Origin of the sequence: Streptomyces omiyaensis (assembly GCF_014650895.1) — a bacterium.
Lineage (GTDB): Bacteria > Actinomycetota > Actinomycetes > Streptomycetales > Streptomycetaceae > Streptomyces > Streptomyces omiyaensis.
Map to the genome: position 1 here is coordinate 1 of NZ_BMVV01000005.1, position 20,850 is coordinate 20,850.

Here is a 20,850-nt window from a genome sequence, read left to right on the forward strand (position 1 = left end):
GGCGTTGATTTTTGGCACGCTGTTGAGTTCTCAAGGTGCGGACGCTTCCTTCGTTCCCGTTTCCGGGCCCTCCGGGCGCTTCCTTCGTTTCCGACTCTATCAGACGCTTTTCGGTGCCCGATTCCCGGTCGGCGGGATTCGTCTTTCCGGCCGTTGGGCCGTTCCGACGAGTGAGACTCTAGCGGATTCCCTGACTCCGATGCGAATCGGGGGATTCCTCATTCCGCAAAAGAACACGAAGAGCCGAAGGAAACGAATTACTCGCCGCCGTCGGGCTCTGTGGTTCTCGCGGAATCGCCGTCCGGGGCCGACCGGGGCCGGTGCTCACGTCGGACAACCCAAGAAACGTTACGCCTCCGGGTGGGACGTGTCAAACCAGCGGGCCGGCCCGGTCAGGGGCGGAGGCTGGAGACGACCTCGGCGGTGGCCGCCATGCCGTTCTGGATGGTGGGGGCCATGTTGGTGCCGGCCAGGGAGAAGCCGAGGAGGGCGCAGACGACGGCGTGGGTGACCTTGAGGCCGCCGCTGCGCATGAAGACCACGGCCAGTACGAGGAGGAGCACCACGAGGGAAACGGAAACGGCCATCGCACTCACGTCCTTCTTCTGCCGCACCGGAATTGCGGCGTTCGGCGGACAGTGTGGCGGAATGGGCGGTCCGTCCGGGGGAACGGCGGCGCGGCCATACGGGTGGGATCCGAGGAGACCGGTCAGGGACGGGTCGGGGGCTCTTCGGGCGGCAGGCAGTCCTGCCAGTCCACCGTGCGGTCGCACCAGCGGGTGAGGAGGACGCGGTCGTGGCCCACGGCGAGCAGGCCGGCGCCGGTCTCCTCCCGGTAGGTCTCGACGGCGGCCACCAGGGCGGCGGTGGTGGAGGCGTCGAGCATGGCGGTCATCTCGTCGCAGACCAGCCAGCGGGGGCGGAGGGTGAGGGCGCGGGCCAGGCAGGCGCGCTGGAGCTGTCCGTCGCTGACCGCGTGGGGGCGGCGGGTGAGGAGCTCGGGGGTGAGGCCGACGGCGGGGGCGAGCTCGGCGACGCGGCCTGCGGCCTCGGCCTTGCGGCCGGTGGCGCGCAGGGGTTCGGCGATGAGGTCGGCGAGGGTTAGCCGGGGGTCGGCGGCGGTGCGGGGCTGCTGGAAGACGACGCCGACGGCGGTGCGCTGCTCGCGCGGTGCGCGGTGGCGCCAGGCGGTGACCTCGGTGCCGTCGAGGACGAGCCGGCCGGCGTCGGGGCGGTGGAGGAGGGCGGCGACGCGGGCGAGGGTGGACTTGCCGCAGCCGCTGGGACCGAGGAGACCGACGGACTCGCCGGGGGCGACGGTGAGCGAGGCGCCGCGGAAGACCGGGGTGCGGGGGTGGTAGCCGGCGGTGACGGAGTCGAGTTCAAGCACGGGGGCGCTCCGGATGGTGGCAGGCGACGCCGGCGTGGAGGGCCGGGGCGGTGGCGCAGAGGTCGGTGGCGCGGGGGCAGCGCGGGGCGAAGGCGCAGCCTTCGGGGAGGTCGGAGAGTTCCGGCGGCATGCCCGGGATGGGGGTGAAGGCGCGGTCGGGGAGGGCGTCGAGGAGGCCGCGGGCGTAGGGGTGGTCGGGGCCGGTGGCGCCGAAGAAGCGGTGGGCGGGGGCGGTCTCGACGATCCGGCCGGCGTACATGACGGCGACCCGGTCGGCGATGCGGGCGGCGGCGGTCAGGTCGTGGGTGATGAGGAGGAGACCGCGGCCGTCGTCGGCGTGGCGGCGGAGTTCGTCGGCGGTGCGCTCGACGAGGTCGCGGTCGAGGCCGGTGGTGGGTTCGTCGGCGAGGAGGAGCGGGGCGTCGCCGATGAGGGCGAGGGCGGTGGCGGCGCGCTGGGCGAGGCCGCCGGAGAGTTCGTGGGGGTACGCGTCGAGGTGGGTGGCCGGGAAGGCGGCGCGGTCGGCGGCGTCCTCGGCGGCCTTGCGGCGCCGGGAGCGCGGGGTGGTGGTGAGGGCCCGGACGGTCTCCTCCAGGTGCGCCCGTACGGTGCGGACCGGGGTGAGGTGGGCGGCGGGGCTCTGGGGGACGAGGCCGATGCGCCGGCCTCGTACGGAACGGGCGAGGGTCTTCTCGCCGGCGGCGAGGAGGTCCGTGCCGTCGACGAGGGCCGTGCCGGCGGTCTCGGCGTTGGCGGGGAGCAGGCCGAGGAGGGCGGAGGCGAGGACGGACTTGCCGCAGCCGGACTCGCCGACGAGGGCCAGGCACTCCCCCGGTGCGAGGTCGAAGTCGGCGTCGGTGACGGCGGCGACCGTCCGTCCGCCGCGGAGGCGGAAGCGGACGGTGAGGCCGCGGACGCTGAGGAGGGCGTTCTCGGCGCGCTCGGCGGTGACGGCGTCCAGCGCGCGGGCGACGCGGGCGTTCACAGCATCAGCTCCGATCGGCGGCGGGGGTTGAGGCGGTCGCGCCAGACGCCGGCGAGGCCGGCGAGGGCGAGGGTGGGGACGATGAGGAAGAGACCGGGGAAGAGGGTGGGCCACCAGTCGCCGGCGAGGAGGGAGGAACGGGCGGACTGGACGAGGTTGCCGAGGCTCGCCTGGTGGCTGGGGAGGCCCAGGCCGAGGAAGGAGAGCGCGGACTCGTGCCACATGGCGTGCGGGACCATCAGGACGGCGGCGAGGCCGGCCTGGGGCAGGACCGCGGGGAGCAGGTGGCGGGTGGCGACGCGGCGGCGCGAGGCGCCGCCGGAGATCGCGGCCTCGATGTGGGGGCGGGTGCGCAGCGAGAGGACCTCGGAGCGGACGATCCGGGCGGTGGAGAGCCAGTGGGTGACCGCGACGGAGACGATCACGGGCCAGACGCCGGGGCGGAAGAGGGCGACGACGAAGATGCCGAGGAGCAGGTGGGGCACGGAGGAGAAGGCGTCCACCAGTCGCATCAGGGTGCGGTCGGTCCAGCCGCCGAGCGCGCCCGCGGCGGCGCCGACGGCGGTGCCGAGGACGGTGGCGACGAGGGCGGCGACGAGGCCGACGAGCAGGGAGATCCGGAGGCCGTAGACGCAGCGCAGGAGGAGGTCGCGGCCGACGTCGTCGGTGCCGAAGGGGTGCTCCCAGGAGGGCGGGAGCAGCTTTTGGGAGAGGTCGACGGCCTGTTCGTCGAGCTGGACGAGCGGGGGGACGAGGAGGACGGCGAGGACGACGGCGCCGACGACGAGGGCCGAGCTCCACAGGCGGAGGCGGTGGGTGCGGGGGTCAGCCATCGAAGCCCACCCTCGGGTCCGCGAGGCCGTACAGGAGGTCGGAGAGGAGGTTGCCGAGGAGGACGGCCGCGGTCGCGAGCACGGTGAGCGCGGCGAGGAGCGGGAAGTCGACGGCGGTGGCGGCCTGGACGGTGGCGGCGGCGATGCCGGGCCAGCTGAAGACGGTCTCCACGAGGAGGGCTCCGGTGATCAGTTCGGGCACGCGGGAGCCGATGAGGGTGAGCATCGGGAGCATGCCGGAGCGCAGGGCGTGGCCGGTGAGGACGGTCCGTTCGGCGAGGCCGCGGGCGCGGGCGCCGCGGACCGGGTCCTCGTCGAGGGCGTCGCCGACGCCCTGGCGGACGTACAGGAAGAACCACGGCAGCTGGGAGACGCCGAGGACGAGGGCGGGCAGCACGAGGTGGCGGGCGACCTGGTCGAGGGTGACGGTGTCGCTCGCGGTGTCGGTGAGGCCGCCGGCCGGGAGGACGCCGAGCCGGAGGGCGAAGAACCAGATGGCGAGGAGGCCGAGCCAGAAGGCGGGGGCGGCTTCCAGGGTGTAGGCGAGGGCGCTGACGGTCCGGTCGAGGAGGCCGCCGCGGCGGCGGCCGGCGAGGACGCCGAGGAGGGTGCCGAGCGCGATGGCGACGAGGAAGGCGGTGGCGGCGAGGAGGACGGACCAGCCGAGGCGTTCGGTGACGACGTCGGCGACGGGGCGGCGCATGACGGAGGAGTCGCCGAGGTCGCCGGTGAGGGCCGAGGTGATCCATTCCCACCAGCGGGTGAGGAGGGGCCGGTCGACGCCGAGGTTGTGGCGGAGCTGGTCGAGGTTCTCCTGCGAGGCGGTGAGGCCGGCGGTGCCGGCGTAGGCCTTGACGGGGTCGAACGGGGAGGCTTCGGCGACCGCGAAGACGGCGAGGGTGACGCCGAGGAGGACGGGGACGGCGGCGAGGGCGCGCCGTCCCGTCATCCGGGCCATGGCCCCCCAGGGGAGGCGGCGGCTCACTTCTTCGTGTCTCCGGTGTTCTTCGGCTTCCAGGTCTCGACGTTCCACCAGGGGCCGGCGGCGAGGCCGTGGTCGTGGGGCTCGGTCTGGGTGGTCAGGCCGTCCCAGGAGTCGTTCACGACGTAGAGGTGGTCGATGTGGGTGAGGAAGGTGTAGCCGGGGTCGTCGACGAGTTCGCGCTGGACGGTGTCGTACGCGGCCTTGCGCTTGGCGGGGTCGTTCGTGCGGCGGCCGTCCTCCAGGGCGCGGTCGACGGCCTCGTTGTCGTACCAGGCCATGTTGTTGAAGCCGTCGCCGGCGAGGGTGGACTTCAGGAGGAGGTACTGGTCGAAGTCGGGGTCGCCGGGGGCGCCGCCGCCGGCGAGGACGGCGTCGGTCTTCATGCGGGGCTCGATGACCTCCCAGGTGCCGGCCTGGGTCTTGATCTCGATGCCGGCCTTGCGGGCGTCGGAGGCGTAGGCGAGGGCGTGGTCCTGGCGGAGCTTGTCGCCGGAGAGGTACCAGAGGGGGAAGGAGGCGCGGACGCCGTTCTTGGCGCGGACGCCGTCGGCGCCGGGCTTCCAGCCGGCCTCGTCGAGGATCTTGCGGGCGCCGGCGAGGTCGTGGCGGCGCTCGGTGCCCCGGGCGAACCAGGGGCTGTCGGTGGGGACGGGGCCGTAGGCGGGCTTTCCGGCGCCTTCGAGGATCTTGTCGACCATGGTCTGCCGGTCGACGGCGATGTCGAGGGCGCCGCGGACGGCGGTGTCGCCGGCGACGGGGTTGTGGGTGGGGAGGGTGACCGTGCGGTAGTCGTAGGTGGTGGCCGCGTAGGTCTTCTTCGCCTTGTCGTCGGCGAAGCCGGCGGCGAGGTTGGGCGGGAGGATGGCGCCGTCGAGGTCGCCGGCGCGCAGGCGGGTGGCGCGGACGTCGTCGTCCTTGATGATCGCCATGGTGAACTTCTTCACCGCGGGGGCGCCGTTCCAATAGGCCGGGTTGGCCTGGAAGGTGAGCTTCTCGCCCTTGGACCAGCTGCTGAGGACGTAGGGGCCGGTGCCTATGGGCTTGGTGGTGAAGGCGCCGGTGTTGACGTCCTGCCCGCCGGCCACGTGCTCGGGGGCGATGGCGTGGACGGTGCGCTCGGCGAAGGGCGCGTAGGGGTACTTGAGGTGGAAGACCACGGTGTCGTCGCCGACGGCCTCGACGCTCTTCAGGGCGTCGAGCTCGGTGCGGGAGGGGTTGTTGGTCTTCGGGTCGAGGATCGTGCGGTAGGTGAAGACAACGTCCTCGGCGGTGAAGGGCTCGCCGTCGCTGAAGGTGACGCCGGAGCGGAGGGCGTAGGTGTACGTCAGTCCGTCGGCGCTGACCTTCGGGAGCTCGCGGGCGAGGGCCGGCGTGAGCTTCATGCCGGCGTCGAAGGCGAGGAGGCCGTCGAAGATCTTGGAGTTGCCGTCCTTGCCGTAGCCGAGGAGCGGGCTGAGGGTGTCGGGCTCGTAGGCGATGCCGACGACCGCGGAGTCCTTGGGGCCTGTGGAGCCCGCGCCGTCGGTGCCGGGGTTGGTGCAGGCCGCGGCGGTGAGGGCGAAGGCCCCCGTGGCCATGGCGGCGGTCGCGCGGCGGACGGTTCGGGCGGCCATCGGGTCCACTCCCCTTTTGAAGATCAAGTGCTATTGCGAAGAGTTTGCAATTAAACCTCAAGGGTGGAACGGGGACGTGCGCGGGGTAGTGCGTTCCGGACGTCGACGACACCGGGAGTGACGATGAGCGAGACGCACGAGGAGCGGACCCCCGCGGCGGGGCGGGGCGACGGGGAGGCGGTGCTCGGCGCCGCGGAGCTCTTCGACGGGGTGGGGATCGACTACGAGCGGGCCTTCGGGCGGCTGCCCGCGCAGCTGGCGGCCGTGGAGTGGCTCGACGGCCGGCTCGCCCGCGGCTCCCGCGTCCTGGACGCCGGGAGCGGTACGGGGCGGCCGGTGGCGGCGCTGCTCGCGGCGGCGGGGCACGAGGTGACCGGGGTGGACGTCTCCCGGACGATGGTCGAGCTGGCGCGCGCGCAGGTGCCCGGGGCGCGGTTCGAGCGGGGCGACCTCCGGGACCACACCCCGCCGGAGGAGGGGTACCACGCGATATGCGCCTTCTTCCCGCTCCTGATGATGGAGCGGAAGGAGCAGGTGGCGACGGTGCGGCGGATGGCGTCCTGGCTGGTGCCCGGCGGGCTGCTGGTGTCGGCGACGGTGCCGGCCGACGTCGAGGGCCTGGAGATCACCTGGATGGGGCGCCGGGCGCGGGTCTCCAGCTTCTCCGCCGAGGCGTACCTGGGGCTGCTGCGGGAGGAGTGCGGCCTGGAGGTGCTCCACCACGAGCTGTCGGTCTTCCGGCCCGACGTGCCCGGCGGGGAGCCCGAGGAGCACCTCTTCTGCTACGCGCGCCGCGCTCCCGAAGGGGGCTGACGCGGCGACCGCCCGCCCCGGCCGGGGCGGGCGGTCGCCGTCACGCGGGGCGGGCGACGGACGTCAGGCGGGGGCGGGGAGGTCCACCAGGCCGGCGATCACGTCCTGGTGGTGGCCGGCCGAGCCCAGGGCCAGCTGGTCGGCCTTGGCCCGCTTGAGCGCCAGGTGGGCCGGGTGCTCCCAGGTCATGCCGATGCCGCCGTGCAGCTGGACGCACTCCTCGGCGGCGCGGACGGCGACGCCGGAGCAGTACGCCTGGGCGACGGACACCGTCAGTTCGGCGTCGGCAGCCCCGGCGGCGAGGGCGTCGGCGGCGGCGCGGGCCGCCGCGCGGGCGCCGACGAGGTCCAGCCAGAGGTGGGCCATGCGGTGCTTGAGCGCCTGGAAGGAGCCGATCGGCCGGTTGAACTGGTACCGCTCCTTGGTGTGCCGGACGGTCTCCTCCAGGCACCACTCGGCGAGCCCGAGCTGCTCGGAGGCGAGCAGGCCCGCCCCGGCGAGGAGGCCGCGGCGCACCGCGGCGCGCGCCTCCCCGGCTCCGGCCAGGCGGGTGCCGGCCGCTCCCGCGGTGTCGACGGCGGCGAGCGGGCGGGTGAGGTCGAGCGCGGTCGCCGGAGTGACGGCGGCCTCGGCGGCGGGGACCGCGTACAGACCGTCGGGCCGGGGCACGAGGAAGACGTCGGCGGCGGCCGCGTCGGCGACGGCCCGGGCGGGGCCGGTGGCCCCGAAGAGGGCGTCCGCCGCGCGGGGGGCGGTGGTGAGGGGGGCCGCGAGGACGGCGGTCCGCTCCCCCGCCGCCAGCTCGGCGAGGAGGGCCGCGGCCGGGCCGTCCGTCGCGCCGAGGGCGAGCAGGGTCTCGGTCGCGACGACCGCGCCGGTGAGGTACGGGGCGGGGGCGACCGCCCTGCCGAGCTCCTCCAGGACCACCGCGGCCTCCCGGTGGCTCGCGCCCTGGCCGCCCAGCTTCTCGGGGACGAGCAGTCCGGCGGCGCCGATGCCGGCGGCGAGGGCGGGCCAGAGCCCCGCCGGGTAGGGGTCGCCGGTCTCGATCCGGTCGAGGACGGCCTGGTGTCCGGCCCGGTCGGCGAGGAGGGAGCGGACGGCGTCCCGCAGGGCGTCCTCGGTGTCGGAGTACAGGAGGTCCGGCTCGTGGCTCATCGGGCGAGGTCCTTCCAGGGGACGTCCTTGTCGTTGCGGGGCTCCGGCGGCAGTCCGAGGACCCGCTCGGCGACGATGTTGAGGAGCACCTCGGTGGTGCCGCCCTCGATCGAGTTGCCCTTGGAGCGCAGGTAGCGGTAGCCCGCGTCGCGCCCGGTGAAGTCGACCAGTTCGGGCCGGCGCATGGTCCAGTCGTCGTACACCAGGCCGTCCTCGGCGAGGAGTTCGACCTCCAGGCCGCTGATGGCCTGGTTGAGGCGGGCGAAGCCGAGCTTCATCGCGCTGCCCTCGGGGCCGGGCTGGCCGGCGACGAGCTGCTGGCGCAGCCGCTCGCCGGTGAGCCGGGCGACCTCCGCGTCGACCCAGAGGGCGAGGAGGTCGCGGTGCAGCGCGTGGGTGCGCAGGGCGGGGCGCTCGCGCCAGACGGCGGCGGCCTTGCCGATCATGCCGCCCTCGCGGGGGATGCGGGCGCCGCCGATGGAGACCCGCTCGTTCATGAGCGTGGTCTGGGCGACCCGCCAGCCGTCGCCGGTCTCGCCGAGGCGGTGGGCGTCGGGGATGCGGACGCCGGTGAGGAAGACCTCGTTGAACTCGGCCTCGCCGGTGATCTGGCGCAGCGGCCGGACCTCGACGCCGGGGTCGGTCATGTCGCAGACGAAGTAGGTGATGCCGCGGTGCTTGGGGAGGTCGGGGTCGGTGCGCGCGATGAGGATGGCCCAGCGGGCGGTGTGGGCGCTGGAGGTCCACACCTTCTGCCCGTCCACCACCCAGTCGTCCCCGTCGCGGACCGCGCGGGTGCCGAGGGCGGCGAGGTCGGAGCCGGCGCCGGGTTCGCTGAAGAGCTGGCACCAGACCTCCTCCCCGGTCCACAGGGGCCGCAGGAAGCGGGACCTGACCTCGTCGGAGCCGTACGCGAGGAGGGTGGGGGCGGCCATGCCGAGGCCGATGCCGATGCGCCGGGGGTCGTTGTCGGGGGCGCCGGCCGCGGCGAGCTCGGCGTCGACGACGGCCTGGAGGGAGCGGGGGGCGTCGAGTCCGCCCAGGCCGACGGGGTAGTGGACCCAGGCGAGGCCGGCGTCGTAGCGGGCGCGGAGGAAGTCGAGCCGGTCGGTGGTGGCGGGCGGGTGCGCGGCGAGCAGGGCCCGGGTGCGCTCCTGGAGTGCGGCGGCGTCGGTCATGCGCGGGCTCCTTCCGGGAGGACGACGAGGCGGCCGGTGGTGGTGCCGTCGGCGACGCGCTGGACGGCGTCGGCCGCTCCGGCGAAGGGGACGCGCTCGGCGACGAGCGGCTTGACGGTCCCCTTCGCGGCGAGTTCGGCGAGGGTCTCGTGGCACCGGAGGACGGAGGCCGGGTCGCGCTGGGCGTACAGGCCCCAGTGGAGGCCGAGGACCGCGTAGTTCTTGACCAGGGCGTGGTTGAGGGCGGGGGCGGGGATGGTGCCGCTCGCGAAGCCGACGACGACGATCCGTCCCTCGAAGGCGACGCACTTGGCGGACTGCTGGTAGGCCTCGCCGCCGACCGGGTCGTAGATCACGTCGGCGCCGCGGCCGCCGGTGGCGGCCTTGACCGCGGCGACGACGTCCTCGGAGCGGCGGTCGATGACGACGTCGCAGCCGAGGGCGCGGGCGACGGCGGCCTTGGCGGGGCCGCCGACCACGCCGATGACGGTGGCGCCGGCGGCCTTGCCGAGCTGGACGGCCGCGCTGCCGACGCCACCGGCGGCGGCGTGCACGAGGAGGGTCTCGCCCGCCCGGAGGGTGGCGCGCCGGTGCAGGCCGAACCAGCCGGTCTGGTAGCCGATGTGGAGGGCGGCGGCCTCGGCGTCGTCGAGGGCGTCGGGGGCCGGGAGCAGGCTCGCGGCGTCGGCGAGGGCGTGGCCGGCGAAGCCGCCGTGCGGGAGGGCTGCGGTGGCGATGACCCGGCGTCCGTCCGGGGTCTCGCCGCAGAGCTCGACACCGGGGGTGAAGGGCAGCGGGGGCCGGATCTGGTAGTGGCCGCGGCAGAGGAGCGCGTCGGGGAAGTTGACGTTGGCGGCGCGGACCCTGAGGAGGATCTGGCCGGGTCCGGGTTCGGGGACGTCCGCCTCCTCGCGGCGCATCACCGCGCCGGGTTCGCCGTTCTCGTGCACTCGCCATGCCTGCATCCGTCGAGCCTCCGTCCGTACCGAGCGGTCGGTGGCATACTAAGCGGTCGCTTGCTCCTGGGGGAACAGGCGGGGCGGACTTCCCCGCCGGGGGCTTGCCGGCCGGTAGCTCCCCGGCCCGGGGGGACGAGCGCGGCCGGGGCCCCCGTGGAGGCGGACGTCCAGGCGGTGCCCCCGCCCCCGCCTCCACGGCCGCGGCCGCTCAGTCGGACTTCTTGGGGCGCGCCCGTACGTGCATCCGCTCGCCCTGCGGGCCGAAGAGGCTCAGGAACTCCACCGGGCCGTCGGCGGTCGGGCCGAACCAGTGCGGCACCCGGGTGTCGAACTCGGCCGCCTCGCCGGCCGCCAGGACCACGTCGTGCTCGCCCAGGACCAGGCGCAGCCTCCCCGAGAGGACGTAGAGCCACTCGTACCCCTCGTGGACCCGGGGGTCCGGCTGCTCCGAGGCCTTCTCCTGGATCACCTTGTACGCCTGGAGGCCGCCGGGCTGGCGGGTGAGCGGGTACATGGTGCGGCCGTGGCGGACGATCGGGCGGGCCCGCACCCGGGGGTCGCCGACCGGCGGGGCGCCGACCAGCTCGTCCAGGGGGACCTGATGGGCGCGGGCCAGCGGGAGGAGCAGTTCGAGGCTCGGCCTGCGCTGCCCGGACTCCAGGCGGGAGAGGGTGGAGACGGAGATGCCGGTGGCGGCGGAGAGCTCGGCCAGGGTCACCCCGCGGTCGCGGCGGACCCGGCGCAGCCGGGGGCCGACCTCGGTGAGCACGGCGTCGGTGCGGTCGTCTTCGGTCATGGATCCAGTGTTGCAGAAACGGCAAGATTCCTTGCCGCCCCGATGGGTCCCGGGTGACGCTCGCGGCATGAACGCACTCATGGACGACAACAGCTTCGAGGTCGTGGTGGTCGGCGGCGGGGCGGCCGGACTCAGCGCCGCGCTGATCCTCGGCCGGTCCCGGCGCCGCACCCTGGTCGTGGACGCGGGCGAGCCGCGCAACGCGCCGAGCGGCCACATGCAGGGCTACCTCTCGCGGGACGGGATGGCCCCCGCGGAGTTCCTGGCGGCCGGCCGGCGCGAACTCCTCGCGTACGGCGTGGAGGTCCGGCCGGGCGAGGTCACGGCGGCGGCCGCGGACGGCGACGGTTTCGCCCTCACCCTCGCCGACGGGACCGCGCTGGCCGCCAGGCGGCTGGTCGTGGCCACCGGCCTCGTCGACGAACTGCCGGAGATCGGGGGACTGGCCGAGCGGTGGGGCCGGGACGTGCTGCACTGCCCCTTCTGCCACGGCTGGGAAGTCCGCGACCGGCCCCTCGGCGTCGTGGCGCATCCGGCGATGCCGGCCCATCAGGCACTGATGGTCTCGCACCTCTCCTCCGACGTGACGCTCTTCCTGGACGGCGCGGAGCTCACCGGGCAGGACGCCCGGCTGCTGGCCGCGGCGGGCGTCCGGACCGTGGAGGGCGCGGTCGAGGCGGTCGCCGTGGAGGACGACCGCCTGACCGGGGTACGGCTCGCCGACGGTCGGACCGTCGGCTGCGAGGTGCTCTTCGCGGCGGGCACCCGGCTCCTCCCCCGTGACGGGGTGCTCCGGCAGCTCGGCGCGGAGGGGTACGAGACGCCCTTCGGCACCTTCGTGAAGGTCGACGAGGCGGGCCGGACGAGCGTGCCGGGCGTCTGGGCGGCGGGGAACGTGACCGGCCCCGCCGAGCAGGTCGTCAACGCGGCCGGCGCGGGCTACCGGGCGGGCGCGGTCCTCCACGGCGAGCTGCTCATGGGCGACCTCGCGGCGAGGGCGGACGGCCTGGAGGGCTGACGGATCCCCGGGGCGACGGGAACGCGGGGCGACGGATCCCCAGGGCGACGGACGCCCGGAGCGGCGGGAGGACGGGAACGCCGGGGGCGGTGGGGGGCGGGGGGCGGCGGGACCCGGGAGGAGGGGAGCACCGAACGCCGGGGATCCGGCGCGGCAGGGGTCCGGCGCGGCAGGGGTCCGGCGCGGCAGGGGTCCGGCGCGGCGGGGATCCGGCGCGGCGGGTGCGCCGGTCGGATGAACCGGCGCGGCACCGGTCGCGGCGTCCGGGCGAAAGCCCGAGGATCGGCCATGGTGGCCGGAATCCGGCCCGGACGCAGGACGACGGAAGGACGGCACCGCCCCATGCTCGGCACCCAGTACACCCACGGCTCCCCCTGCTGGATCGACCTCGGCAGCCCGGACACCGTCGGCGCGGCGGAGTTCTACGCCGCCGTGCTCGGCTGGGAGTTCCGCCCGGCCGGTCCCGAGGCCGACGGGTACGGCTTCTTCCAGCAGGACGGGGCGACCGTCGCCGCGCTCGGCCCGCTCACCGAGGAGGGCGCGCGGAGCGCCTGGACCGTGTACTTCCGGACCTCGGACGCGGACACCTCCCAGATGGTGACGGCCGCCGAGGGCGGGCGGGTCCGGGTCCGCGCCACGGACGTGATGGACGCGGGCCGGATGGCGGCGCTCACCGACCCCGCCGGGGCCGAGTTCGCCGTCTGGCAGGCCGGATCGGTCCGGGGCCTGGACCGCACCTCCTCGCGGAACACGCTCGTCTGGGTGGAGCTGCACACCCCGGACCCGGAGGCCGCGCTCGACTTCTACCGCTCGCTCTTCGAGTGGCGCTGGGCGGAGATGGAGGCGCCCGGCATGACGTACCGGGTGGTCTCGACCGCCGAGGGCGACCAGGAGGCGGCCTCCTTCGGCGGCGCCGCCGAGCTCCAGGGGCCCGGCGAACGGTCCCGCTGGATCCCGTACTTCGAGGTCGCGGACGCCGACGCGGCGGCGGACGCGGTGACCGCCTCGGGCGGTGCGGTCCTGCTGCCGCCGGCGGACGTCCCGGACGTCGGCCGCCTCGCCTGGTTCACCGACCCCTCGGGGGCCGAGTTCGCGGTCCTCACGCCGGCTCCGACGGGCTGACGGCGGGCGCTCGGCAAAAGCCACCGGGTCCTGTCCGGGAAGTCGCGCCGTCCGCCCTCCGGGCACGGCCTAACGGGGGAAGACCTCGAAGGTCACCGCCGGGCGGCCGCCGAAGCGGTCGGCCGCGCGGGAGGTGGTGGCGGTGACGAACTCCCGGGCGTACTCCTCCGGTTCCCGGTCCGTCAGGGCCTCGATGTAGGCGCGGTGGCAGAGGAGCGACTCCACCGCCCGCTCCAGGCCCGGGCCGGCGTCGACGGCGTGGGTCGGGGTGCTGGACGCGGCGACGGCGACCCGGCGGACCCCGTCCCAGGGCGCGAGGCCCCGCTCGGCGAGTTCGGGGAAGATCCAGCGGTTGCCCGCGTCCGCCGCCGCGTCGAGGGTCGCGCGGCCGACGGCCACGTGGTCGGGGGTGTTCCGGGGCGCGCCCGGCCCGTCGCCCCAGCCGTCGCGGTGGTTGAGGGTCACGACGAGCTCGGGGCGGTGGCGGCGGATCGCCGCGGCGATGTCGCGGCGGAGCGCGGTCCCGTACTCGATGACGCCGTCGCGGTGGTCGAGGAACTCGACGGTGTCCACGCCGACCACGGCGGCGCTCGCCCGCTGCTCGCGCTCGCGCAGCGGTGCGCAGACCTCCGGGTCGAGCGTGTCGATCCCGGCCTCGCCCCGGCTGACCAGGAGGTAGACGACCTCCTTGCCCTCGTCGGTCCAACGGGCGACGGCGGCCGCGCAGCCGTACTCCAGGTCGTCGGGGTGGGCGACGACCGCGAGGGCGCGCCGCCAGTCGCCGGGGAGCTCGGGCAGGTCGGTGGCTTCGGTGTCGATCATGCCCGCAGGATACGGGCGGCCTCCGCCGCGGTGGGGCGGAACGCTCCGGCGAGGATCACGGAGCGTGAGACGTGGCGCGGACGGTCGGGGTTGAGGCCGCGCCGGGCGGCGAGGGAGACGGCGAGGCGCTGGGCGCGGACCAGGGCGGCGACCGGGTCGACGGCGTCGGCGGTGAACAGGGCGCCGGTGGACTCCACTTCCTCGCGGAGTCCGGCCGGGACGGGGCCGATGCACCAGACGAGGCTGGTCCGGTCGCTGATGCTGATGGGTCCGTGCCGGTACTCCATCGCCGCGTACGACTCCGTCCAGGCGCGGGCGACCTCGCGGAGCTTCAGGGCCGCCTCGTCGGCGAGGCCGACGGTCCAGCCGGTGCCGAGGAAGGTGAACTGGACGCGTCGCTCCCAGTGCGCCGGGAGGGGCTCGTAGAGGGCGAGTTCGGCGTCGGCGACGGAGGGGGCGAGGTCCACCCCGAGTCCGGCGCGCAGGAGTTGGAGGGCGGTGGTGGCGAACCGGGTCTGCACGACGGAGCGTTCGTCGGCGAAGGAGAGGTCGACCACCTGGTCGGCGAGCCGGCCGGCGGGGCTGTCGGGGACCCCGGTGAGGACCAGGGTGGGCAGCCGGCCGGCCGCGCCGGCGAGGAGGTCGGCCACCTCGGTGGTCGTGCCGGAGCGGGTGAGGGCCACGATGCGGTCGTAGCCGCGGCCGAGCGGGGTGCGCTCGGAGGCGGGGAAGGCGTCGGTCTCGCCCGCCCCGAGGGATTCCCGCAGGGCCGCGTAGGCGCGGGCGATCAGGTACGAGGTGCCGCAGCCGACCACAGCGACCCGCTCGCCGGGGCGGGGCAGCCGGTCGGCGAGCGGCCCGGCGAGGGCGGCGGCGCGGCGCCAGCAGTCGGGCTGGCCGGCGATCTCGGCGGTGACGTGTGCGCTCATGGACCGAGTTGTACCGGCCCGCCGCGGGGCGGGCCATGTGCGATCGGGGTCCGGTCCTTGGACTTTCGCACGCGGCCCGCCGCTGCGGGTGGCGGTGTCAGAGCTCGTCGCGGGAGAGCGCGAGGAGGCGGTCCAGGACGCGCGGGCCGCCGGCCCGCACGCCGTCGTGCTCGAACTCGTCGGTGACCCAGGTCCGCAGTCCCCGGATCGCAGCGGCGGTCTCCAGCGAGTGGGCCGTGTCGACGTACATGTCGTCGTGGTAGACGGCGGCGGCCACCGGCACCCGGTTGGCGGCGAGGCGCTCGGGGTCGTAGAGCGGGGTCCAGTCGTCCCGCCGGGCGAGGAGCTCGGCGGTCTCGCGGAGCGGGCGGAGGGCGGGGTCGGTGGCGAAGAGCCAGGGGTGGACGGTCTCGCCGGTGAGCAGGACGGGCCGCCCGGCGGCGAGCGCCCCGGCCGCGTCGAACTCGGGGAAGCCGGCGCGGACCCGCTCGGCGGCCCAGTCGGTGGGGCCGCGGCCCTGGGCGTAGATGGCCTCGTGGAGGACGGCGTAGAGCGGGTGTCCGGCGTACGAGAGGTGGGCCTGGACCTGCTCCAGGAAGGCGTCGGCGAGGACGGGCCCGGTGGGCGTCGGCACGAAGGCGCCCTCCAGGAGGTGGTGGAGCTGGTGGGTGCCGTCGCCGGAGCCGAGGAGGATGCCGAGGGACTGGAAGGCCTCGACGGTGAGGAGGCCGCCGCCGGGGAGGGTGACCTCGTGCTCCAGGAGGTGCGCGGCGATCGCGGCGACGCGCTCGGCGTCGCGCGGGTAGCGGGCGAAGTGGGCCTCGTTCTTCCGGCGGATCCGCGGGTAGGCGGCGGTGTAGACCTCGTCCGCCGTCGCGTCGAGGGACGGCAGGCCGCCGGTGATCAGGACGCGTGCCAGGCCCTCGGGGGCGGTGGAGAGGTAGTGGACGGCGCAGAAGCCGCCGAAGCTCTGGCCGAGGACGGTCCAGGGGGCGCCGCCGGTGAGCCGGCGGCGGACGAGCTCGCAGTCCCTGACGATGGAGTCGGCGCGGAATCGGGTCAGGTACTCCGCCTGCGCGGCGGCATCGCCGCGCAGCGGGAGGGTCTGGCGGTTGGCGGGGGTGGAGCGGCCGGTGCCGCGCTGGTCGAGCAGGAGCACCCGGAACTCGCGGACGGCGCGGCCGATCCACGCCTGCCGGCCGATGAAGCGGCGGGCGCCGAAGCCGGGGCCGCCCTCCAGGTAGAGCAGCCAGGGCAGCCGGTCGCGCTCGGTGTCGCTCAGGCCCGCGGCGGTGATCTCGCGTCCGTACACCTCGATCTGCTCGCCCTCGGGGCGGGCGTGGTCGAGGGGGACGGGGACGTGGTGGTCGGTGACGACGACGCCGGGCTGGCGGTAGGTGGTCAACGGTGCTCCTGCTGCTGTTCCTGCTCCGTGCTCCCCCGCCCGCACAGTGGATCACAGTCCGCCGCCGGGCGCCCCACCGGCCCGTCCGGGCGGGCTCAGCCGGTCTGCATGACCGCGATGACGTTGCCCGCCGGATCGGTGAACCAGGCGATGCCCGCCGGGGCTCCCCCGCCGGTCTCCTCGCCGGGGCGGACGACGCCCCGGTCGTCGGCCCCGAAGCCGGGGTACCGCTCGAAGGTGGTGCCCCGGGCGGCCAGGTCGTCGACGGCCCGGTCGATGTCGTCGACCTCGAAGTTGAGGACGGTGAAGGAGGCGGGGGTGTGGTCCTCCTTCGGGTAGACGAAGACCCGGGCCCCGCCCGGCAGGGTCAGGAACAGCATCCGCATGTCCCCGTCGCCGGTCTCCTCCACCGCGAGACCGAGCCGGTCCCCGTAGAACCGCCGGGCGGCGTCCAGGTCGTCCACCGAGAAGCTGCTGTACGCCGTCGTCTCGCCGAACATGACGTGCTCCCTTCCGGGGCCCCGGTGCGGGGCTCCCGCCCTTCCAGGATCCGCCCGATCGGCGCGGGGCGCTCAGGGTGCGATCGGCAGCTGCCGCTTGTGCTCGGTGAGGTCGTAGCGGCGGACGATGACGGCGTGGGCGGCCTCGGCGAGGGGCTTGCCCTCCAGGAAGTCGTCGATGTCGTCGTAGGTGACGCCGAGCGCGTCCTCGTCGGGCTTGCCCGGGTCCAGGGTCTCCAGGTCGGCGGTGGGCACCTTCCAGACCAGGCCGGCGGGGGCGCCCAGCTCGGCGGCGACGGCGCGGACCCGCCGCTTGGTGAGGCCGGTGAGCGGGACGAGGTCGGCGGCGCCGTCGCCGAACTTGGTGAAGAAGCCGGAGACGGCCTCGGCGGCGTGGTCGGTGCCGACGACGAGGCCGTCCCGGGCGCCGGCGACGGCGTACTGGGCGATCATGCGCTGGCGGGCCTTGATGTTGCCGTGCACGAAGTCCTGGTGGTGGGCGTCGCGGAAGGTGAGGCCGGCGGCCAGGGCGGCGTCGAGCGCGGCGTCGGAGGCCGCCTTGACGTCGACGGTGAGGACCTGGTCGGCGCGGATGAAGTCGAGGGCGGTCTGCGCGTCCTTCTCGTCGGCCTGGACGCCGTACGGCAGGCGCATGGCGTAGAAGGCCGCCTCGTGGCCGGCGGCGCGGGCGCGCTCGACGGCGAGCTGGCAGAGCCGGCCGGCGGTGGTCGAGTCGACGCCGCCGCTGATGCCGAGGACGAGCGAGCGCAGTCCGGTGGTGGTGAGGCGCTCGGTGAGGAAGGCCACCCGGCGCTCGATCTCGGCGGCCGGGTCGAAGGTCCCGGAGACCTGGAGCTCCCGGGCGATCTGCAGCTGGCGGGCGGTGGGCGCCGGGTGGGTCACGGGGATCTCCTCGTCGGGGCGGGTCGGGACGACGGCTCCGACTCTACGGGGTGGGAGGAGGCTCCGGCCGCTCCGGCCTGGGGGTTCGACGGGGAGGGCGCTTCGGTCGCGGTGCGTTCAGGCGGCCGGGGGCCGCGGCGGGGCGGTGGGCGCCGGGGCGCACAGGACCTCGACGCGCTGGACGAGGTTGTTGGCGAAGCCGCCGCGGTTCCAGGGCGGGGCGAGGGGCTGGACGCGGCCGGTGGCGTCGGTGGCGCGGACGGCGAGGTGGCGCAGGCCGGGTGTGGCGGTCCAGGTGGTGCGCCAGGCGGCCCAGGCCCACGGGTGGGCGGGGTCGCGGACGAGTTCGGCGTCGGTCCACGCGGCGCCGCCGTCCTCGCTGACCTCGACGCGGACGACGGGGCCGTGGCCCGACCAGGCCCGGCCGGTGAGCGGGACGGGGCCGGGGCGGACCACCCGGGCGCGGGACATGAAGTCGGGGAAGCCGGGCGGGGCCATGAGGGCGCGGGGGGCGATGAGGGTGACGGGTTCGCCCTCGTCGCCGGGCTCCTGCCGGAGGCGGTACGCGGCGGTCTGCTGGAAGCCGGTGTAGGGGGTGGCGGTGAGGGTGACCTCGCGCAGCCACTTCACGTGGGCCATGCCGTACCAGCCGGGGACGACGAGCCGGAGCGGGCTGCCGTGCTGGGGCGGCAGCGGGGCTCCGTTCATGGCGTACGCGACGAGGACCTCGCGGGCGGGGTCGGCGGCGGTGGCGAGGGGCAGGGACCGCCGGTAGTCCTGCTCGACGCCGCGTTCGACGCCGTGGTCGGCGCCGGTGAAGACGGCCTCGACGGCGTCCTCGGCGGGGCCGGCCTCGGCGAGGAGCGCGGCGAGGGGGACACCGGTCCACTCGGCGGTCCCGACGGCCTCGACGAGCCAGGGCTGGCTGACGGGGCGGGGCCCGAGCAGGGCGCGGCCGTTCCCCGCGCACTCCAGGGTGACGCGGCGGGTGACGGCGGGGCGGGCCCGGAGGCCGGGGAGGTCCAGGTCGAGCGGGCGCAGGACGCGCCCGCCGACGGTGAGCCGCCAGGTGTCGGGGGCGGTGTCGGGGATGTCGTAGTGGACCAGGACGTAGTGCAGGCCGGGTGGGGTGACGTCGTACCGCAGGGCTTCGAGCGGAAGTCCGTGGTTGCGGGTGGCGAGGGCGAGTTCCTGCGCGGAGAGGCCCTCGTCCGGTCCGGCGAGCCGGGCCGGACCGCTGACGGCGCCGAGGCCGCCCGGCGAGGGGTCCATGTCCCCATGGTGCGCCGCGCGGGCCGGGACCGCCCGGTGGGGACGGGGGCGGGCGGGGCGTCAGCCGGAGCCGAGGGCGCGGTCGAGGCCGGCCTGGGGGAGGTCGCCGAGGGCGCGCAGGAAGATCTCCTCGTAGGCGGGTTCGCCGAGGGCGGCGCGGACGCCCGCGGTGTAGTGGGCGTGGAGGGCGCGCAGGCCGGGGAGGCCCCGGCGGGGCTGGCCGGTGGCGCGCCAGTAGGCCTCGCCGGTGCCGGAGACGTCGGCGGCGCGGGCGCCGTCGCCCGCGGCGGCGTAGGCGGTGGCGAGGACGTCGAGGCCGAGGGCGACGCCGAGGCCGGCGCCGAGGGCGCGGGTTCCGGCGAGCATGGCCCGGGCGTGGTCGGCCGCGGCGGCCGGTTCGCCCTCCAGGAGGCCGGTGAGGGCGAGCTGGTACTCCAGGGCGGTGCGGGTCCAGTGTTCGTCGAGGGTGTCGCAGACGGCGCGCAGGGCGAGGGCGTCGGGGCGGGCCTCGGCGAGCCGGCCGAGGCCGGTGAGGGCGAAGACGCGGACGAGGTGGCAGCGGAGGGTGGCCGCGGAGTCGCCGGGGCGGCGGCCGGCCGAGGCGAGGACGTGGTCGACGACGACGAGGGCGGCGTGGGCGCGGCCGGTGGAGAGGGCGAGGAGGCCGGCGAGGGCGGCGGCGTCGAGGGTGAGCTCGCCGGGCCGGTACGGCTCCGGGGCCGTCCCGGGCCGTTCCGGCGGGTGCTCGGTGTGGCGGGCCTCGCGGGCGCAGCGCTCGCTGACCTCCTGGGCGGGGCCGAGGTCGCCCTGGAGGACGAGGGTGACGCCGAGGGCCCAGAGGGCGCGGGTGCGGGCCCTGCCCCGGGCGCCGCTGAGCAGGAGGGCCTGTTCGAGACCGTCGCGGGCCTCGCGGAGCCGGCCGCGGCAGGACCAGGCGAAGGCGACGGAGCCGACGAGGTCGAGGGCGGCGTCGGGGTCGGTGCGCAGCAGCCGGTCCAGGGCGGTGCGCAGGTCGGTGTGGTGGGTGTCGACGGCGCGGTACCAGCGGAGCTGGGGGCCGCCGTGCCAGGCGGCGGCCCCCTCTTCCGCGAGGGCGCGGAAGTGGGTGGCGTGCCGGTCGGCGACGGTGCCGGTCTCGCCGAGGCGGTCCAGCCAGCCGGCGCCGTACTCGCGGATGGTGTCGAGGAGGCGGTGGCGGCCGGCGGCGTCGGCGGGGCGGACGACGGAGGCGCGGACGAGGCCGTCGAGCGCGGCGGGCAGGGTGTCGGCGGTGAGGGGGCCGCCGGAGCAGACGGCGGTGGCGGTGGCGAGGTCGAAGGGGCCGCGGAAGACGGAGAGGCGCGCCCAGAGGAGGCGTTCGAGGGGGGCGGCGAGTTCGTGGCTCCAGCCGATGGCGGCGCGCAGGGTCCGGTGGCGGGCGGGCCAGACGCGTTCGGGGTGGGCGAGGAGGTCGAAGCGGGCTTCGGGGGGTGCGGTGAGGCGGCTGCCGAGCTGGTCGCGGACGGCTTCGGCGCCCTGGAGCCGGATCTGGGCGGCGGCCAGCTCCAGGGCGAGGGGTATGCCTTCGAGGCGGACGCAGATCTCGCCGGCGGGTCCGGTGGCGGGGAGGTCCCGGCCCGCGGCGGTGCGCAGGAGGGCGAGGGCGTCGTCGCCGGTGGGCGGGAGCGGGTCGAGGAGGACGGTGTGTTCGCCGGGGACGCCGAGGGGGCGGCGGGAGGTGGCGAGGACGGTGAGGCCGGGGGCGGCGTCGAGGAGTTCGGCGACGAGCCGTCCGCAGGCGTCGGCGAGGTGGTCGCAGCAGTCGAGGACGAGGAGGAGCCGGGTCTCGGCGAGCCGGCGGCGCAGGGCGCCGGAGTCGGTGCCGGGGGTGTGGTCGGCGAGGTCGACGGAGTCGGCGACGAGGGCGACGAGGAGCCGCTCGCCGTCGAGCTGTCCGAGGTCGGCCCACCAGGCGCCGTCGGGGTGGCGGTGGCGCGCGCGGTGGGCGGCGCGCAGCGCGAGCCGGGTCTTGCCGACGCCGCCGACGCCGGTCACGGTGACGAGGCGGTGCTCCGCCAGCGCGGCGGTGATGCGCTTCAGTTCCGTGCGGCGGCCTGCGAATCCCGGGTTCTCGTCCGGTAGATGTCCACGCACGGGAGCAGTGTCCCTCATGTCCGCGCGGAAAGCTCG

The 20,850-nt window shown here is 75.8% G+C and carries 20 protein-coding genes; 3 read left to right on the forward strand and 17 right to left on the reverse strand.

The window, feature by feature from the left end; translation table 11 throughout:
• Positions 1-392: 392 nt before the first annotated feature.
• From IE287_RS10315 to IE287_RS10340, 6 genes are all read right to left on the reverse strand, one after another.
• Complete coding sequence (locus IE287_RS10315) at positions 393-587, reverse strand: hypothetical protein (RefSeq protein ID WP_189848658.1); 195 nt, start codon at positions 585-587, stop codon at positions 393-395.
• Positions 588-709: 122 nt separating this feature from the next.
• Positions 710-1,390 (reverse strand): ABC transporter ATP-binding protein, encoded by a 681-nt coding sequence (locus IE287_RS10320; RefSeq protein WP_189848659.1) that lies wholly within the window; start codon positions 1,388-1,390, stop codon positions 710-712.
• Positions 1,383-2,375 carry an ABC transporter ATP-binding protein gene (locus IE287_RS10325; RefSeq protein ID WP_229883388.1) on the reverse strand — a complete coding sequence of 331 codons (993 nt, stop codon included), beginning with the start codon at positions 2,373-2,375 and terminating at the stop codon, positions 1,383-1,385. Before IE287_RS10325 ends, IE287_RS10320 begins: the two co-directional genes overlap by 8 nt.
• Positions 2,372-3,208 carry an ABC transporter permease gene (locus tag IE287_RS10330; RefSeq protein ID WP_189848661.1) on the reverse strand — a complete coding sequence of 279 codons (837 nt, stop codon included), beginning with the start codon at positions 3,206-3,208 and terminating at the stop codon, positions 2,372-2,374. The genes IE287_RS10325 and IE287_RS10330 overlap by 4 nt, the downstream gene beginning before the upstream one ends.
• Positions 3,201-4,193, reverse strand: coding sequence for an ABC transporter permease (locus IE287_RS10335; protein WP_189848662.1), 993 nt, complete (start codon positions 4,191-4,193; stop codon positions 3,201-3,203). Before IE287_RS10335 ends, IE287_RS10330 begins: the two co-directional genes overlap by 8 nt.
• Positions 4,190-5,806, reverse strand: a complete 1,617-nt coding sequence (locus IE287_RS10340) for an ABC transporter substrate-binding protein (RefSeq protein ID WP_189848663.1) — start codon at positions 5,804-5,806, stop codon at positions 4,190-4,192. The genes IE287_RS10335 and IE287_RS10340 overlap by 4 nt, the downstream gene beginning before the upstream one ends.
• Positions 5,807-5,929: 123 nt before the next feature.
• Between IE287_RS10340 and IE287_RS10345 the strand changes: the two genes are divergently transcribed.
• Positions 5,930-6,619 carry a class I SAM-dependent methyltransferase gene (locus tag IE287_RS10345; protein ID WP_189848664.1) on the forward strand — a complete coding sequence of 230 codons (690 nt, stop codon included), beginning with the start codon at positions 5,930-5,932 and terminating at the stop codon, positions 6,617-6,619.
• A 63-nt stretch (positions 6,620-6,682) separates the two neighbouring features.
• Here IE287_RS10345 and IE287_RS10350 read toward each other — a convergent pair whose 3' ends face one another.
• The 4 genes from IE287_RS10350 to IE287_RS10365 all read right to left on the reverse strand — a co-directional run bounded on the left by IE287_RS10350 (position 6,683) and on the right by IE287_RS10365 (position 10,710).
• Positions 6,683-7,777 (reverse strand): acyl-CoA dehydrogenase family protein, encoded by a 1,095-nt coding sequence (locus tag IE287_RS10350; protein ID WP_189848665.1) that lies wholly within the window; start codon positions 7,775-7,777, stop codon positions 6,683-6,685.
• Positions 7,774-8,955, reverse strand: coding sequence for an acyl-CoA dehydrogenase family protein (locus IE287_RS10355; protein ID WP_189848666.1), 1,182 nt, complete (start codon positions 8,953-8,955; stop codon positions 7,774-7,776). Before IE287_RS10355 ends, IE287_RS10350 begins: the two co-directional genes overlap by 4 nt.
• On the reverse strand, positions 8,952-9,920 hold the full coding sequence (locus IE287_RS10360; protein ID WP_189848667.1) for an NADPH:quinone oxidoreductase family protein: 969 nt from the start codon (positions 9,918-9,920) through the stop codon (positions 8,952-8,954). The genes IE287_RS10355 and IE287_RS10360 overlap by 4 nt, the downstream gene beginning before the upstream one ends.
• Before the next feature lie 202 nt (positions 9,921-10,122).
• Positions 10,123-10,710 carry a helix-turn-helix domain-containing protein gene (locus tag IE287_RS10365; protein ID WP_189848668.1) on the reverse strand — a complete coding sequence of 196 codons (588 nt, stop codon included), beginning with the start codon at positions 10,708-10,710 and terminating at the stop codon, positions 10,123-10,125.
• Between the two features lie 67 nt (positions 10,711-10,777).
• Between IE287_RS10365 and IE287_RS10370 the strand changes: the two genes are divergently transcribed.
• Complete coding sequence (locus IE287_RS10370; protein ID WP_189848669.1) at positions 10,778-11,728, forward strand: NAD(P)/FAD-dependent oxidoreductase; 951 nt, start codon at positions 10,778-10,780, stop codon at positions 11,726-11,728.
• Between the two features lie 342 nt (positions 11,729-12,070).
• The gene (locus tag IE287_RS10375) at positions 12,071-12,850 is read left to right on the forward strand and encodes a VOC family protein (RefSeq protein ID WP_189848889.1); all 780 of its coding nucleotides are present in this window, start codon (positions 12,071-12,073) and stop codon (positions 12,848-12,850) included.
• 69 nt (positions 12,851-12,919) lie between these two features.
• Here IE287_RS10375 and IE287_RS10380 read toward each other — a convergent pair whose 3' ends face one another.
• From IE287_RS10380 to IE287_RS10410, 7 genes are all read right to left on the reverse strand, one after another.
• Positions 12,920-13,672: a PIG-L deacetylase family protein gene (locus IE287_RS10380; RefSeq protein WP_189848670.1), complete on the reverse strand. Its 753-nt coding sequence runs from the start codon at positions 13,670-13,672 to the stop codon at positions 12,920-12,922.
• The gene (locus IE287_RS10385; protein WP_189848671.1) at positions 13,669-14,601 is read right to left on the reverse strand and encodes an SIS domain-containing protein; all 933 of its coding nucleotides are present in this window, start codon (positions 14,599-14,601) and stop codon (positions 13,669-13,671) included. Before IE287_RS10385 ends, IE287_RS10380 begins: the two co-directional genes overlap by 4 nt.
• 97 nt (positions 14,602-14,698) lie before the next feature.
• On the reverse strand, positions 14,699-16,006 hold the full coding sequence (locus tag IE287_RS10390; protein ID WP_189848672.1) for an alpha/beta fold hydrolase: 1,308 nt from the start codon (positions 16,004-16,006) through the stop codon (positions 14,699-14,701).
• Between the two features lie 95 nt (positions 16,007-16,101).
• A complete protein-coding gene (locus IE287_RS10395; RefSeq protein ID WP_189848673.1) occupies positions 16,102-16,506 on the reverse strand; it encodes a VOC family protein in 405 nt (134 codons plus the stop codon).
• Between the two features lie 72 nt (positions 16,507-16,578).
• Positions 16,579-17,409 (reverse strand): NAD(+) synthase, encoded by an 831-nt coding sequence (gene nadE / locus IE287_RS10400; RefSeq protein ID WP_189848674.1) that lies wholly within the window; start codon positions 17,407-17,409, stop codon positions 16,579-16,581.
• Between the two features lie 117 nt (positions 17,410-17,526).
• Positions 17,527-18,681: a sulfite oxidase gene (locus tag IE287_RS10405; RefSeq protein WP_189848675.1), complete on the reverse strand. Its 1,155-nt coding sequence runs from the start codon at positions 18,679-18,681 to the stop codon at positions 17,527-17,529.
• A gap of 60 nt (positions 18,682-18,741) precedes the next feature.
• Entirely contained in the window at positions 18,742-20,832 is a 2,091-nt protein-coding gene (locus tag IE287_RS10410) for an ATP-binding protein (RefSeq protein ID WP_189848676.1), read from the reverse strand.
• Positions 20,833-20,850: the final 18 nt, after the last annotated feature.